Origin of the sequence: Desulfopila inferna (assembly GCF_016919005.1) — a bacterium.
In the GTDB taxonomy this organism is placed as follows: Bacteria; Desulfobacterota; Desulfobulbia; order Desulfobulbales; family Desulfocapsaceae; genus Desulfopila_A; species Desulfopila_A inferna.
Genome location: NZ_JAFFQE010000011.1, coordinates 1 through 14762 on the forward strand (window position 1 = coordinate 1; position 14762 = coordinate 14762).

Genomic DNA, 14762 nt, shown 5'->3' on the forward strand with positions numbered 1-14762 from the left:
TTCCAAACCAGCTGGAAGTCAAATACAAAAATGCAGCACGGGAACTGGTATGGCAGTGGTTTTTTCCGGCAAAACAACTCACAGTTGTTGAAAATAACAATGAACTAAGGCGCTACCATGTACACGAATCACTTTTGCAAAAAGCTCTAAGGACTGCCGTAAAGAAAGCCAGGATTCCCAAGCGGTTCACTTCACACACTTTTCGCCATTCCTTCGAAGGTCTCACTTTATTCGCTATCTGCCAGTCACCTTCTGCAGGCAAATTATGATATTCGAACCATTCAGGAGTTGATGGGCCACTCAGATGTAAGGACAACCATGATTTACACTCATACGGTGAAAAGTATGACGAAGAAGGAAGCAAGGAGCCCACTTGATTTTTAATATATTTACAGGCAATATTATTGTAAAAATAATTGCGCCATGCAAAGGCTCCTACTGTATCTAAAAAAATGTGTTTTTCCAATCCGCAGTCACCTTAGTGGTGACTTTTTTAAAAGACGGCTTAACGAGAATAGGTTGCCGGATATTTATATTGATGGATAAAGGAAAGAAACTCCCAGTAAATTCAGGACAGCCTTACGAAGCGATCACCTTAATTTCTTTTCTTTTTTTTCCCCGCTTTGCGGATATTCTTTTTTTTCTTTTTCATATCTGATATTTTCGACTGACGCCGCTCCGCCAGACCTATAAGCACATCATGTACGGTCTGTTCTTTATCGCTGGTGGGTTGTCGCTGGGTATAACGACCATCCGCATCCATCTCCCAGCCGCTTCTGGTGTTTTCAAGCTGGGCGTTAAGCATCTCGCGCAGCTGAGCCTGAAGATCGGCATCCTCGATGGGGGTGACGACCTCCACTCTCGCCTCCAGGTTGCGTTTCATCAGATCCGCGGAACCTATATAATATTCTTCCTTGCCGCCGTTTCTGAAGTAATACACTCTGGCATGCTCCAGAAACCGCCCCACTATCGAGATTACCGAGATATTTTCCGATAAACCGGCAATCCCCGGCCGCAGCCTGCACGAATCACGCAAAATCAGCTGGATGCGCACCCCGGCCTGAGAGGCGCGGTAAAGAGCGCTGGTGATCTCCTTGTCCTCCAGGGCATTGCACTTAAACTGGATGAGGCCGCCGCCGGAGGTTTGATGTAATTCCATCTCCCGGGTGATTTTTTGCAGGAGAGCGCGCTTCAGCATATTGGGACAGGGCAGAATTTTTTTATATTTCCGTACCGGTGCATATCCCGTGGTCAGGTAGTTGAACAATTCCGTGAGGTCTTTTCCCAGCACGGGATCGCAGCTAAGCAGTCCGATATCGCTGTATTGCCTGGCGGTTCCGGCATGATAATTCCCTGTACCGATGTGCATATACCTTTTCAAGCCGTTATAATCCCTGCGGACTACAAAGATTACCTTGCTGTGGGTTTTCAGACCGACCACGCCGAAGGTTACATGAATCCCGGCCTCTTCAAGCTCCTCCGCCCAACTGATATTGGCGGACTCGTCAAATCGTGCCATGAGTTCGACAACGACAGCCACCTGCTTGCCGTTATAGGCGGCATCGACAAGATACTGTATGATTCTCGATTGTGAACTGGTCCTGTAGAGCGTCATCTTGATCGCCAGGACCTTGGGGTCCCGGCTCGCCTCTCTTAAAAACCGCTCGATGGAGGTTTCAAAGGACTCGTAGGGATGCTGCAGCAGTATATTCTGTTTTTCCCTGATAATATGAAATATGCTCGATATCTCCATCTGCAGTGCGGGATGGTCACAGGGCTGGTGCGGAGGAAAATGCAGATCGGTTTTATTGATATTCCACATCTCGATAAGATCCTTTTTGGCCAGGAGTCCATTCACCTCGTAAACGTCATTCCCCTCGTCGATATCCAGCTCCGCGGCAAGCCTGCCCCGCAGGCGCCGGTCCATGGATTCCTCGACCTCCAGCCGTACTATCTGGGCGAACTTTCTATCCCGCAGCGCTGTTTCAATCACGACCAGGAGATCATTAGCCTGCTCAGCATGACGTTCAGTTATAGCGTTTCTGGTTACCCGGAAAAGCCATGAGCCCTTGATGAGCATGCCGGGAAAAAGAAGAGGCAGGTTATTCGCCACCAGATCTTCAAAAGTAATATAGATATGCTGATGCTCCCTGCCGCACTGAATGAAGCGGGGTACCCCTATTTCCGGCGGCACCTTGATACGATTCAGGTATTCATGATCATCTTCATCTTCGCTGGTGACCACAAGAAGGTTGAGCGAGAGATTCGAGATAAAAGGAAAAGGATGGGCCGGATCAATTCCCTGGGGGGTCAAAAGCGGGAAAATGTTTTCTGAAAAATAGCTATCCATCCTCGCTTTTTCAGAATCCTCGAGATCCCGATATTTTTTAAACTCGATCCCCTCATTGCGCAGAAGAGTAAATAGCTCCTTCTCAAGCATCTGCCGTTGCTTGAGTATGTGGCGCACACTGACGACGCAGGCTTCAATCTGCTCGTCGGGAAGCATGCCGTCGACGCTGGTTTTTTTGACACCGGCGCCAACCTGCTGTTTCAGGCCGCCGATACGCTTCATGAAAAATTCATCGAGATTGGAGCTGACCACGGAGAGGAAGAAGACACGCTCCAGCAGGGGATTGCGCTCATCCATCGCTTCATGCAATACGCGTTTGTTGAATTCCAGCCAGGTCAATTCCCGGTTGAGATACCAGCGGGGATCGTCGAGATCAAATTCCTGGCCTGCAGAAACGGCTGCTTTGCCTGCTTCATCTTCTTTCATTGACAACCCTGATAGACTGAAAATTTTTACTTCATCTTGATGATCTCTTAAAAAGTCATGGAAGTTGGCGAGAGCCACTCATCCATTGAACTACCTTAGTATATCCCAGGAAACGATGACTGTAAAATAGGTCTCAATTAGGTCAAAGCGAAGTGTGTCCGAATGCCTGCCGGTGCCTCCTTTTCAGTTGCCGGGTCCATGAATTTCATGGTAAGGAGGTGCCGCAACCTCTTTTTCGTGAGAATCTTTTATCGTAACTATTCAGCAGCACACCATCCGGAGTCTACGCTTACCTGTCCACGATCAGGGCGTCCAGCACACCCAATGTATAGCTAACCGCCCTGCTTATGGACATATGGCGCACTGCTAAATAGTTAAAAACAAGTGGTCGGCCAAATAATGCAGATCAACCTGAATAGTTACCTTTAATCATGCATTTTGTTACCATTCTGGGAATAGCGGTGGCCCTTGCCATGGATGCCTTCGCGGTGGCCGTGGCCACCGGTGTCAGCCTGAGAAATGTCAGCTTCAGGCAGACCTTCAGGCTGTCCTGGCACTTCGGGCTGTTCCAGGCTTTAATGCCGCTGCTCGGCTGGTATTGCGGCACTTCTGTTCAGGAGTATGTCAAGGCCTACGATCACTGGATCGCCTTTATCCTGCTCTTTCTGGTTGGGGGCAATATGCTCAGAGAAGCTTTCGGGCAGGAAAAAGAGGAACAGCCGGGCAGAAAGGATGCCACCAAGGGTTTAACCCTGGTGGTTCTCTCCGTGGCGACTTCGATAGACGCCCTGGCCGTGGGGTTAAGCATGTCCTTACTGCAGATATCCATAGTGTATCCCGCCATCATCATCGGCATCGTCGCCGGTCTCTTTACCATAGCAGGACTTCATCTGGGGAAGAAGGCCGCAAATCTCCAGAAATTAAGTCCTGTTGCCGAAGTTCTTGGCGGAGCCGTGCTCTGGCTGATTGGCCTTAATATTCTAAGGGAACACGGAGTCCTCAACTTCCTGAACTAGCGCCTGTCCATAGTCCTGGACGGAGACGAATTGATATCTGAAAAATGAGCAGCTAATCGACACTAGGAACGCTACAACGACTTCTGCCGTCCGGCCAGCTGTTGCTCAAATGCATAAAATGTGGTCATGATGCCGAAATCGGGATCATCGAGCAAAATATATTTCAATTCTGAAAAATACTCCTGCAATGACTGCCGCAGAAAAGGACGGTTTTCCTTCTCCGTTGCCTTGTGGTCCCAGACATCCCAGACAAGGACACCAAACCCGGCAATAGCTCCAAAGAATTTTCCCCCTATCTTGGCGGCGACCTTTCCTCCTGTTTTGGCTGCCATGGCCGAAGCCATTTTGCCCGACGAGGTGGTGGCCATTTTTGTGCCGATGCCGGAAATCATGGTTTTGATATGGCCGGCAAGCAAGGCCGTACCTCCAACCCCTGAAACCGTCAGAGCTTTGAGGGTCAGGGGAGTCTGTCTGCTGCCGTCCGAGGATGTGGCAGTCAGGGCCATATCCTCGAGATATTCCTGCCAGGCAACCCTGCCGATGTCGTAGGTTGCAGGAATTTCGTCGAGATCCCTGCGCAGGATCTCAACATAACGAGCCACTGTTTCGTTTATGATTCTTTCCATGAATTTCTGGGCGATCTGCGGACGCAGGACCCGCTGGGAAAACTCTGCCTGGATCTCCTCGGTCAGTTTTTCCGAAGCATCGGGCTGGTTTTCCAGGACATAGTTAACGCCGTATTGATAGAGCCCTTTTAAACCGAGGACCTGCTGGGTCCAGTAGCTGAAATACCACTCCAGAAAAGAATCGTCGACCCTCTCCATCATCCCCGCGATCCAGACATCCAACTCATCCTCCGCATACAACCGTACCTCCTGCCGTGCCTTCTGCAGGGTTGCGGCAACGGCGGCATCGACCTCGTGCCAGGCGATGACGGGGGGAGCGGGCTTAATCACTCGGGCGGGGGCATCATCCTTTCCCACCCTGCTTCCTGACATCTGCGCTTGCATCAAAAACCATCCCAGGGCGGCGAGTATGATAAGGATGATGGCTATCCAGATGGTGTTGACCAGAATTCGTCTGGTAAATTCCAGATTTTCAGCGGTCCTTCGCAGCCTTTCTTTTACCATCCTCTTTCCTTCATCAGAACGCCTCGATCTGCCTTTTAATTCTAAAGTGATTACTGAAGGCAGCCTGCAAAACAGCGACATAATTATATTGTGCCCTGGAAAGATTGGCAACGGCATCCAGCAGATCGGATTCTCGCTGCAGCCCTTCATTATATTTCAATCGTGTAATTCTGAGGTTTTCTTCCGCCTGCTCTATACTGCTCAGCGCCACCTCGATATTTCTCATGCTGACGGCGAAATCTACATGCAGATTACGTAATTCGGTGGTCAGTGAATCCCTAAGCTCCTGCAGGTCATACTGCAGCCCCAGAGTCTCAAGACGGGCTCTGGCCAAGGATGCCGCTTTGGCTCCTCCCCGATACAGGTTTAAGGACAAATTCAGCTGGGCCCGGAATTCATCATCGCCGATATCGCCTCTCTGGTTGATGATATCGTTATCATAATTGCGATAACTGCCGACCAGATCCACTTTTGGATAATAGTCGCTCCGCTCCACATTCTCCTGCTTTTGCGAAGCGGCGGCAAGTTTTTCAAGAGCAAGCAGCTCGCTTTTCTCCGCCAGCATGACAGCCATATTGCGCTCCAGCTCCTTTTGGGGAGGTTTCTCGGCAAATTCGGTAAAAGCTAATTGATCAAACGCGACCGGCCTTCCTATAATACGACTCAGCAGGTTAAGGCTTTTCACCACTCCGGCCCTCGCTGCTTCAACTGTTAAATCCGAATTATCAAGATCTACTTTGAATCTGAGCAGCTCATTCCTGTCGATCAGGCCGACATCAAGACGATTTTGGGCATCCTGATAAATTTTTTCAAGAGTCTCGAAATTTTTCTCTGCGACTTTAAGATTTGCCTGCCTTTCATAGACATTGAGATAACTGAGCGCCACATCGACTTGAATATCCTGCTTCAGCCCCTGGAGCTGCAGTTCTTCGAAATCGGTTAACAGCTCAGCCGACTCAATCTGGTACTTATCCCTGAATCCATTGAACAAATTCCAGGATATCGCGCCATAGGCAGTCGAATTTTCTCTGCTTTCCGTAAGCGATTCTTCATCAAGCATATTTACCTGATAGGAAAGATCAGCCGAAGGCAGATAGCCTGACCGGGCAATGCGCACATCTTTTTGGCTTTGCTCCTTATTGATCATATATCGTTTTACTATCTCCCTGTTGGAGAGGGCGATTTCCTGCATTTCATTCAAATCCAGTGCGAATGCAGGTACCGCTGCTAACAGCGAACAAAGCACCAAGCTAAACATTCTCATGCGTTCTACTCCTTTCAAATCTGATAACAAAGGCAAGTAATGCCGGGATAACAAAAAGTGTGAACAGTGTCGAAAGCGCGATCCCACCAAGAAGGATGGATCCCAATCCTCTATACAGCTCACTGCCGGAGCCGGTGGAGACAACCAGCGGGGTCATGGCGAGGAGACTGGTTATCGCGCTCATAAAAATCGGTCGAATTCGGGTCTTGACGGATTCGGAAATGGCTTCGATTCCGGCGATCCCATTATAACGTACATTATTTAGGGACTGATGAACAATAAGAATAGCATTATTTACGACGGTACCGATGAGAATGATAAAACCGAGCATGGCGAGCACGTCAAAACCCTGCGGCGCAATAATCCGGTTCACCAGCTCAAGACCGACAAAACCACCCGCTGCCGCCAGCGGCACGGTAAACAGAATAATAAAAGGATAGAAGAAATTCTCAAACAGGGCCGCCAGCAGCAGATAGGTGATAAGCAGGGCAAGCAGAAGATTCCACTGCAAGGCTTCGCCTGTAGCTTCCAGTTTATCGGCATTGCCGCCGATAGTGACCTCCAGTCCTTTGAGCTTGCCGGCGGCATAGAGGGGGCCGACAATTTCATTTTCGATGATTTCCATGGCCTGTTGCAGCGGCAAGTCCTTTGATGGGGTAATCTGCAAGGTGATATTACGCCTGCGCTCCAGATGACGTATCTGCGGCATGCTTTCACTATAGACCAGATCAGCTACATCGCCGACCTTGATAAGATCTCCGTGGCCATTTACGATAGTGGCCTTGAGAATATTCTCGGGGGTATCAAAACTCTCGGCGTCGCCCATGAGGACAAGATCGACCTGTTTGGTGCCTTCCGGCCGGAACTCGTCAATCTTTCTGCCGTCCATAAGAATATCGATATAGACGCCGAGATCCCGTTCAGTCAGGCCGCTCGATGCAAGTCTTTCCTTGTTGGGGATGACCTGAATCTCCGGATAACTTGTCTCCAGTGATGGAATCGGTCTGATCTGGGCATCCGGTATTTTTCCGCCAATGGCACCATACAGCATTCGCGCACCCGCAACTATCGTATCGATTTTATCTCCTGAAACATTCACCTCGACCGTCCGCCCTTCACCTATTCCGCTCTCAAAGATACCGGCCTGGATGCTGACCCCGTAAAAACCGGGGATGGAATTCATTATCCTGGTGAACAGGGGCATCATCTCGGCGGCGCGGGTTTCATGAGCACTAATGCCCCCGAAGATGGTGATGCGATCCGCTCCGACAAAGAACATCTGTTCAATCTTCGGTATACCGTCCTTGCCATCTTCCTTAAAGTAGGGTTCGCTCTCATCGTAGATGTATTTTCCTATTTCCTCCATCTTCTCGACGGAGTATCCCGGAGGTGGAATGAGAATATTAAGGATCAGGTTTCTATTGCCCTGGGGCAGATATTCGGCGCTTGGTCTGAGCCAGAGAACAAGAGCTGCAGAGAGTGAAGTGAATAGAATAACGGTAATGATTCTGGTGTATGTGTTTTTCAGGCAAAAGCCGGAAATCACCATGATACTCCGGGCCAGGATCGGCCCGACATAGCTTCTCTGCAGGAAATTTTTCTTTTTCCTGGTGGATTTCCGATAGAGAATATGAATAAGAGTCGGAATCACCGAAACGGAAACCAGGAGGCTGAGGATAATGGCAAAAGTGATAGCGATAGCGATATCTCGAAAGAGCTGTCCCGCCTCTTCCTGGATAAAGATAACGGGCAGGAACACCGCGACTGTGGTGGCGGTCGAGGCGAAAACCGCCCCCCATACCTCTTTTGCACCATCGAGGGCTGCCTGATAGGCACTTTTACCGAGCTTGAGATGGCGGTCGATATTCTCCAGGACGACAATGGAGTTGTCGACCAGCATCCCCACGGCAAAGGAGATGCCGGCAAGACTGACCACGTTCAGACTTCTTCCCGATATCCACAGAAAGATGAAGGTTCCTACGACCGATATCGGTATGGCGATGGCCGTCGTCAGGGTCGAGCGTACGCTGCGCAAAAAGGTGAGCAAGACGCCGACCGCCAGAAGGCCGCCCAGCAGAACATTGGTTTTCACCAGACCGATGGCCGTGTTGATGTAAGGGCGCTGGTCATAAACCATATCGATATAGAGATTTTCCTCGGCCAGAATACCGCGGTTGAGCTCCGCGACCGCGTCCTCCACCCTGTCGGTCATGTCCAGGACATTGGTGCCCGGCTCTTTGCGGACGGCTACCACGATTACCTCGGAACCATTATTCAGGACCGAGACATCCTTCTTGTCGAAGCCATTCTCAACCGTGACCACATCCTGGAGATAGACCCTTTTGATGCCGTCATCATAGACTACTACATCAAGAGCATCTGCAGGCTGCTGAAACTGGCCGATTGTGCGGATGCGGTAATTTTTCCGGCCCATTCCCAAAACACCCGCGGAGGTGGTTATGTTGGCGCTCCTGATGGCTTCGATTATCTGATTGATGGTGACGTTATTCTGGGCCATCAGGGCGGTATCAAGAGTTATATGCAGTTCATTCTCGGTCCCCCCGAAGACGAAAAGTGAACCGACTCCCGGCACCCTCTCCAGATGCTGCCTGATGTTGTTTTCGAAATAGGTTCTGAATTGGCTGATATGGTGCTGGTTTTGCTCATTGGTCTTGAGCATCATCCAGATAACGGGGGACGAGTTGGCTCCTGCTGATTCAATAACCGGCCTGTCGGCATTCTCCGGATAGTCGGACACCTCGTTAAGCTTGTTGGAAACCCTGAGCAGGGCATCGTCCAGATCCGTCTCCAGCTGAAACGATAAGGTAATTTCGCTGAAGCTGTTATAGGCAGAGCTCTCCATTTCGGTGAGGCCGCGCAATCCTTTAAGAGCCTCTTCCTGGCGCTCTATTATTTCCTTTTCTATCTCGAAGGGAGTTGCCCCGCCCCAGGTGGTCTGCACGGTTATCTGCGGAGTCTCCACATCCGGAGTCAGCTGGACGGGCAGACTGTTTAAACCGATCAGGCCGAAGGTGACCACCAGGATGACGGCAACCGCAACGGTAACCGGTTTATCGAGAGAATATCGTACGATATCCATGCTATTCTCCAGCAACGGTAACCGGCTGGTCCGGCCGCAAACGCTCATTGCCTTCAATAACCACTTCCATTCCCGCTACAATATAATCGTTGTCAACCCCCACTTCTTCTCCAAGATAGGCAACAACATTTACCGGCAGAATCGAAGCCTTGCCTTCCTTGACGGTATAGACAAAATCTTTGCCCTGATTCTTGACCAGGGCCGCCCGGCTCAGAATACTCAATTTATGTTGAGGACCGGAAGAGACATGGACGGTGGCCGACATATTCTCGGCCACCAGAGGCTGGTGCGGAATATTAATTTTGAGAAAAACGTTCTTGGTTTTGACATCGGCTACGGGGTCGATATTGACAAGCGTCCCCTGCACCTCTCTTTCAAAGGCGTTGATAACTACAGGGACGGCGCCGCCGATGCGCACGAACTGCAGCAGATTCTCTGCAACGGGAGCCCTGACATAAAGATCGGCACTGGAACCGATAGTGAGAAGCTGACTGCCCTGCGATACCCAGCCGCCGGTATCGGTATCCTTGGTCAGAACAACGCCGTCAAAGGGTGCTCGAATCACGGAGCGCTCTTTCTGAATGAGCAGCTTCTCAAGCGTATCCTCCCTGGCCTGCTTCTCCTTTATCGCATCCCTGTAAGTATACAAAGCATCATCATAGATTTTTTCACTTACACCTGCCTCTTCGAATATTTTTTCCAGCCGCCGGTAATCCTTTTCGGCATTTTCTATGCGAAGTTCGCTCTGTTCGATACGGGTGCGGGTCAATGATATCTCCCTCTCCAGGATTTCCGTATTGAGACGAACCAGAACATCTCCCTTTTTAACTCTTTCACCCTCTACAATATTAACCGATTCAACCAGCCCTCCGACCTCTGTGGAAATTTCGGATTTGCGTTCATAATACAGCACTCCTATAACGGACTGGGTACTGGATACCTCCCTGACCGTAACCTTGTCGACAACCACCTTTGCCGGCGGTGGGCCTTGGGCAAAAACGGTTGAACAACCAACTGTTATGAAAAATACAAGTAGAGACAGGTTTCGCACAAAACACCTCATTTATTCTTTTTCCCGATCAATCTCGTTCACCATTTTTATTACATTTTCATCTATTTTCTCAAGCACTCTTCTGAAGATGCCTTCCTCTTCGTTGTTTATCCCTTCCATTAGGCAATGGGAGTAAGATTCGAATTTGCTTGAGACCTCATCTATGACCCTCTTCCCTTCATCTGTCAGAACTACCAGAGAGGAGCGCCTGTCGGAAGGATTCGACTCTCGTGCAATCCATTTCTTTTTTTCCAACCGGTCAAGGATCCTGGAAATATTTGCTGGATTTTTGCCTAACTGGAGGCACAATTGATTTTGGCTGAGTCCTGCCGCCGAGGAAGCACTCTTTAACAGATGCAGCTGCTCGACTGTCAGATCATAGGGACTCAGCATTTTCTCCGCGAAATTACGCAGGCTAAGCGAAGTTTTATAGATCAGCCGGCCCATTGATTCATTGGCACATGACGTCATTACTTGTCTCCTCAATATTTGACTAGACAAATATCACATACGATCTGCACCCTGTCAAGTATCTATGATCATGAACTGGTAAAAAGCCAGCAGTTGCCGAGATCAATTCAGCGATAAGCGCAGATTTCGAGAAATCCTGATATACCAGGCGTAGTCTCTGGGGTTATGTCGATTTTTTTCAGATCCATTAAATATTATTTATCCAAGGAATCAGATGAGGTTCTCTGGGGTAGTTCCTTGCGGCCCGTCATACTTTCATGATAGGTTGTGAATGCTATAGCTGAAACAGATGGCTGATAATCTTCACAGATAACGCAGAATAATAAGAAGGAGCAGGTAATGCGCCGATTCACCCTTCTGATGATACTTTGGCCTCTTTTTCTCGGGGGATGCGGCTACAATACTCTGCAGATTAAGGAGGAACATGTCTTTCAGGCCTGGTACGCCATCGAGGAAGCCCTGCAGCGGCGCACCAGCCTCATTCCCAGTCTGGTCGAGACAGTCAGGGCCCATACCTCTCAGGAAAGAGAGACATTGCAGAACATAATAGAAAGGCGTTCCAGAACAACATCCATTGATATCGCTCCCGGAGATTTAAGCGATGCCCAAGCAATGAACAGGATGCAGACAGCGCAGGACGATCTTGCTTCAGCTCTTTCTCGACTGCTGCTGGTTGTCGAACGCTATCCCGGCCTCAAGGAAAATAAGAACTTTGCGGATCTGCAAAATCAGCTTAAAAATACTGAAAACAGGATCAGCATCACCAGGCAGAGATATAACCAGGCGGTGAAAGAGTTTAACGCAGCCATTCGAAAATTCCCCTACAATATGACCAACGCCCTTCTTCTCAATCTAGAGAGGAAAGAATATCTTAAAGCGACGGCAGAGGTTAGAGAAGCACGTCAAATGTGAAATGCAGAGCAAGAGGCCATCAAAAGCTTTTTGAGGCTATATGCCACCCGGCAGGTCAATGAAAAAAAGTGTGATCTTTATCCGCTGCCTGTCCCAGACCAGGCACCACACAGGCACTACCTGTGTGCGGTAAAAAAAGCTGCATACGATTCCGGGCCGGTGTTGATGGCAACCGAGGGACCGAATCTGGATATGTAGATTTTTTTGCAGTCAAATGTAGTTTCAAAAACATCTCGGAGATTCTGTACCAGATTGCTGTTGCCTGAGTAGATGATTGACAGGGTGATCGATCTGCCGCCGACATCTTCCTTGATTTTATCCATCATGGCCAGGATCATGTTCTTCTGGTCGCCGAACAGCTTCGATTTAATCACCATCTTGCCCTGGCTCATCTCAAGAACCGGCTTAACCCCCATGGCGGATCCGAAAAGAGCTTTCATTCCACCTATTTTCTTATTCTTTTTGAGATACTTCAAGGTCGGAATGGCCATATAAGAGCGCATCTGCGCGCGTGTCTTGTTGGCAATGGAGATTATGCGGCCGAAGCTCATATCCTGCTCCATTGCCTCGGCCGCGGCGAGAACGATCATTCCCAGGCCCATACTGCATTGCCCGGAATCAATGACCTCGACTCTGCAGGAGCCGTCACCTTTAAAATCCTGCATCACCTTTATTGCGGTGTCATAGGTTGCAGAAAGATGCCTGCTGCAGTGAATAATGATGATCTCGTCGTATTCCTGCACCATCTGCAGAAACTCCAGACCATAATCTTCGTACCTGACAGCCTCGGATCTCATCTCTTTATACCGGTCAAAGGAATTATAGAAGCTTTCCCGGCTGATATCCTTGCCGTCACTGTATGATTTACCCTCAAGTATAAGGTTCACCGGCAACACCTTTATTCCGTATTGTGAGACGAGATCTTCAGGAATATCAGCAGTACTATCGGTTACGATTAATCTCTTCATGTCCTTTCCCCTGAAATAAATACTTAACCTCCAACACCGGTACCTTACTTATTCAATAGAAATACAGAGCATTAACGTAAAAGTCAATTTTAATTTCATCGCATACAATCTATCATTTATTTTTATCTCTCGGCTGGTAGCTGGCCTGAATCTCATAATACCTCAACGACTCGGAAAGAGTCGGCAGAGAGAAATTTTTCCAGGCATTTGAGCATCACACCTGCTCTAATCCAACCTTTTCTTTTCTCAGCTGAGAATTGTCTCCCAAAAGACTTTCTTTGGAAAAAAAGTTTGATTCCAATAGCTTTTGCACATATAATTACTCTGTCTTGTAAGTGTATGATAATTAAGGCCCTAGCTGGTGTCTGTCGGAGGAGCCCCATTAGGTTCTGGTTGGCGTAAGTCTTGAGGTGATATGGTGTGGCGATCAGCACCTGTACGGGCATAAACTCCGACTTAGAAAAAGCCCGTCTCCCGTTGCAGGTTTACCAAGATTCTTATCCAGGCCACAGAGTGTCGAGATACTTGACGAGACTGTTGCCGGCAGAAACAGGAGGAAAAATTACACGATATTCCGAGGCCGCAGGCTGCGGAGTCCGGCTATCCGGCAAGAGCCCACCATAATGAGAGGTTCTTTGCCCTTCTTTTTCCAACCATCGATTTTTTATAGGGAAAAGACCTGATAATCATTATCCTAAAGGATCTTTTCAGTTAACATGAAACGAATTGTGCTTACCAAGGGACTCGACGTCCCGATATCAGGGGAACCTCAGCAAATCATCGAAACATCCGGTCCGGTGACCAATGTTGCACTGACAGGTGATGACTATATCGGCATGAAGCCGACCATGGAAGTAGCGGAAGGAGACCGGGTCAAGACCGGACAGCTGCTTTTCATGGACAAGAAGAACGAAGGCGTGAAATATACTTCTCCCGCAACCGGCAAGGTCATCGGGGTTAATCGCGGAGCCAAAAGAAAATTTGAAACAGTGGTTATCGAGAGAGAGGAAGATGACTATGTCAGCTTTCTTGATCCCCGGGAAAAATCGGCAGAAGAGTGCACTGACCGGGAGATACGTTCAATTCTGCAGGAATCGGGGATGTGGTGTGCATTCCGGACCCGGCCTTTCGGCAAAGTTCCACGGTTAGACTCCTCTCCCGCCTCACTCTTCATTACGGCGATGGATACCAGACCGCTTGCCGCGAATCCGGCGGTTGTCATCGGCGCCGACCGGGAAAATTTTGCCCTTGGACTGAAAATTGTTGCGGGACTGGCGGATGTTCCCACATACCTCTGCCTGAAGGACAGCAGTGCCATCGATGTGACACCGCCGGAAACCATCGAAACAGTCGAGTTTTCAGGTCCCCATCCCGCGGGCCTGCCCTCCACCCATATACATATGCTTGATCATGCCATGGAGTCCCGAATTATCTGGCATATCGATTACCAGGATATCATCGGCATCGGTCATCTTTTCAGCACAGGCTTTATACCCACGGAAAAGATCGTGTCTCTTGCCGGGCCGGCGGTAAAAAAACCGCGACTTATCAGAATTCCTATCGGCGCCGATATGCACGAGGTCTGCGCCGGAGAAATTGTCTCCACGCCGACCAGAATCATTTCCGGGTCGATTCTCGATGGTCGGGAGATCAATGAGTTTCATCATTTTGTCGGCCGCTACCATAATCAGATCTCCGCCCTTCATGAGGGCAGCGCCAGGAGCTTCTTCGGTTGGGCACGTTTGGGCTCTGATCGATATTCCACCAAACCCGCCTTCATTTCAGCCATGGACAGAACCAGGAAGTTTGCCATGAAAACTGCACTTTGGGGTGGAAGGAGGGCAATTTTCCCCCAGGGCAACTACGACAAGGTGATGCCACTGGATATCATCCCCATCGCTCTGCTCAAAGCCATAGCAGTAGGCGACACCGAAAAATCCCGAAACCTCGGAGCCCTTGAGCTTATTGAAGATGACCTGGCACTCTGCTCCTTTGTCTGTCCGGGAAAAAATGATTTTGAGCCGATGCTGCGCCGGGTTCTCAGCGAAATAGAGCTGGAAGGCTGATTTTCATA

The 14762-nt window shown here is 49.3% G+C and carries 10 protein-coding genes and 1 pseudogene; 4 read left to right on the forward strand and 7 right to left on the reverse strand.

Translation table 11 applies throughout. The features are described 5' to 3' along the window. Positions 1-384 (forward strand): annotated as a pseudogene (locus tag JWG88_RS21735) (tyrosine-type recombinase/integrase); the annotation flags it as partial. A gap of 211 nt (positions 385-595) precedes the next feature. Here JWG88_RS21735 and ppk1 read toward each other — a convergent pair. Then, positions 596-2776: a polyphosphate kinase 1 gene (ppk1, locus tag JWG88_RS20195; protein ID WP_205235616.1), complete on the reverse strand. Its 2181-nt coding sequence runs from the start codon at positions 2774-2776 to the stop codon at positions 596-598. A 431-nt stretch (positions 2777-3207) separates the two neighbouring features. Here ppk1 and JWG88_RS20200 point away from each other — a divergent pair, with 431 nt between their 5' ends. After that, positions 3208-3792 carry a manganese efflux pump MntP gene (locus JWG88_RS20200; protein WP_205235617.1) on the forward strand — a complete coding sequence of 195 codons (585 nt, stop codon included), beginning with the start codon at positions 3208-3210 and terminating at the stop codon, positions 3790-3792. 71 nt (positions 3793-3863) lie between these two features. Here JWG88_RS20200 and JWG88_RS20205 read toward each other — a convergent pair whose 3' ends face one another. From JWG88_RS20205 to JWG88_RS20225, 5 genes are read right to left on the reverse strand one after another with little or no spacing between them, the layout of a single operon-like run. Further along, entirely contained in the window at positions 3864-4922 is a 1059-nt protein-coding gene (locus JWG88_RS20205; protein ID WP_205235618.1) for a hypothetical protein, read from the reverse strand. Positions 4923-4935: 13 nt separating this feature from the next. Then, positions 4936-6186 carry a TolC family protein gene (locus tag JWG88_RS20210; protein WP_205235619.1) on the reverse strand — a complete coding sequence of 417 codons (1251 nt, stop codon included), beginning with the start codon at positions 6184-6186 and terminating at the stop codon, positions 4936-4938. Beyond that, complete coding sequence (locus tag JWG88_RS20215; RefSeq protein WP_205235620.1) at positions 6173-9286, reverse strand: efflux RND transporter permease subunit; 3114 nt, start codon at positions 9284-9286, stop codon at positions 6173-6175. Before JWG88_RS20215 ends, JWG88_RS20210 begins: the two co-directional genes overlap by 14 nt. Position 9287: 1 nt before the next feature. Beyond that, a complete protein-coding gene (locus JWG88_RS20220) occupies positions 9288-10349 on the reverse strand; it encodes an efflux RND transporter periplasmic adaptor subunit (RefSeq protein WP_205235621.1) in 1062 nt (353 codons plus the stop codon). Next, positions 10350-10808 carry a MarR family winged helix-turn-helix transcriptional regulator gene (locus tag JWG88_RS20225; RefSeq protein ID WP_205235622.1) on the reverse strand — a complete coding sequence of 153 codons (459 nt, stop codon included), beginning with the start codon at positions 10806-10808 and terminating at the stop codon, positions 10350-10352. A 339-nt stretch (positions 10809-11147) separates the two neighbouring features. On the opposite strand from JWG88_RS20225, the gene JWG88_RS20230 reads away from it, so the two are divergent. Then, complete coding sequence (locus tag JWG88_RS20230; RefSeq protein WP_205235623.1) at positions 11148-11720, forward strand: LemA family protein; 573 nt, start codon at positions 11148-11150, stop codon at positions 11718-11720. A gap of 116 nt (positions 11721-11836) precedes the next feature. Here JWG88_RS20230 and JWG88_RS20235 read toward each other — a convergent pair whose 3' ends face one another. Further along, on the reverse strand, positions 11837-12688 hold the full coding sequence (locus tag JWG88_RS20235; protein WP_205235624.1) for a DegV family protein: 852 nt from the start codon (positions 12686-12688) through the stop codon (positions 11837-11839). Between the two features lie 716 nt (positions 12689-13404). On the opposite strand from JWG88_RS20235, the gene JWG88_RS20240 reads away from it, so the two are divergent. Beyond that, entirely contained in the window at positions 13405-14754 is a 1350-nt protein-coding gene (locus JWG88_RS20240) for a Na(+)-translocating NADH-quinone reductase subunit A (RefSeq protein ID WP_205235625.1), read from the forward strand. The last annotated feature ends 8 nt before the right edge of the window (positions 14755-14762 follow it).

Excerpts from the sequence above, each read along its gene's own strand:
- JWG88_RS20205 (WP_205235618.1), bottom strand. The coding sequence starts at position 4,922 with ATGGTAAAAGAAAGGCTGCGAAGGACCGCTGAAAATCTGGAATTTACC.
- JWG88_RS20225 (WP_205235622.1), bottom strand. The coding sequence starts at position 10,808 with ATGACGTCATGTGCCAATGAATCAATGGGCCGGCTGATCTATAAAACT.
- JWG88_RS20200 (WP_205235617.1), top strand. The coding sequence starts at position 3,208 with ATGCATTTTGTTACCATTCTGGGAATAGCGGTGGCCCTTGCCATGGAT.
- JWG88_RS20210 (WP_205235619.1), bottom strand. The coding sequence starts at position 6,186 with ATGAGAATGTTTAGCTTGGTGCTTTGTTCGCTGTTAGCAGCGGTACCT.
- JWG88_RS20235 (WP_205235624.1), bottom strand. The coding sequence starts at position 12,688 with ATGAAGAGATTAATCGTAACCGATAGTACTGCTGATATTCCTGAAGAT.
- JWG88_RS20240 (WP_205235625.1), top strand. The coding sequence starts at position 13,405 with ATGAAACGAATTGTGCTTACCAAGGGACTCGACGTCCCGATATCAGGG.
- JWG88_RS20220 (WP_205235621.1), bottom strand. The coding sequence starts at position 10,349 with ATGAGGTGTTTTGTGCGAAACCTGTCTCTACTTGTATTTTTCATAACA.
- JWG88_RS20230 (WP_205235623.1), top strand. The coding sequence starts at position 11,148 with ATGCGCCGATTCACCCTTCTGATGATACTTTGGCCTCTTTTTCTCGGG.
- JWG88_RS20215 (WP_205235620.1), bottom strand. The coding sequence starts at position 9,286 with ATGGATATCGTACGATATTCTCTCGATAAACCGGTTACCGTTGCGGTT.
- ppk1 (WP_205235616.1), bottom strand. The coding sequence starts at position 2,776 with ATGAAAGAAGATGAAGCAGGCAAAGCAGCCGTTTCTGCAGGCCAGGAA.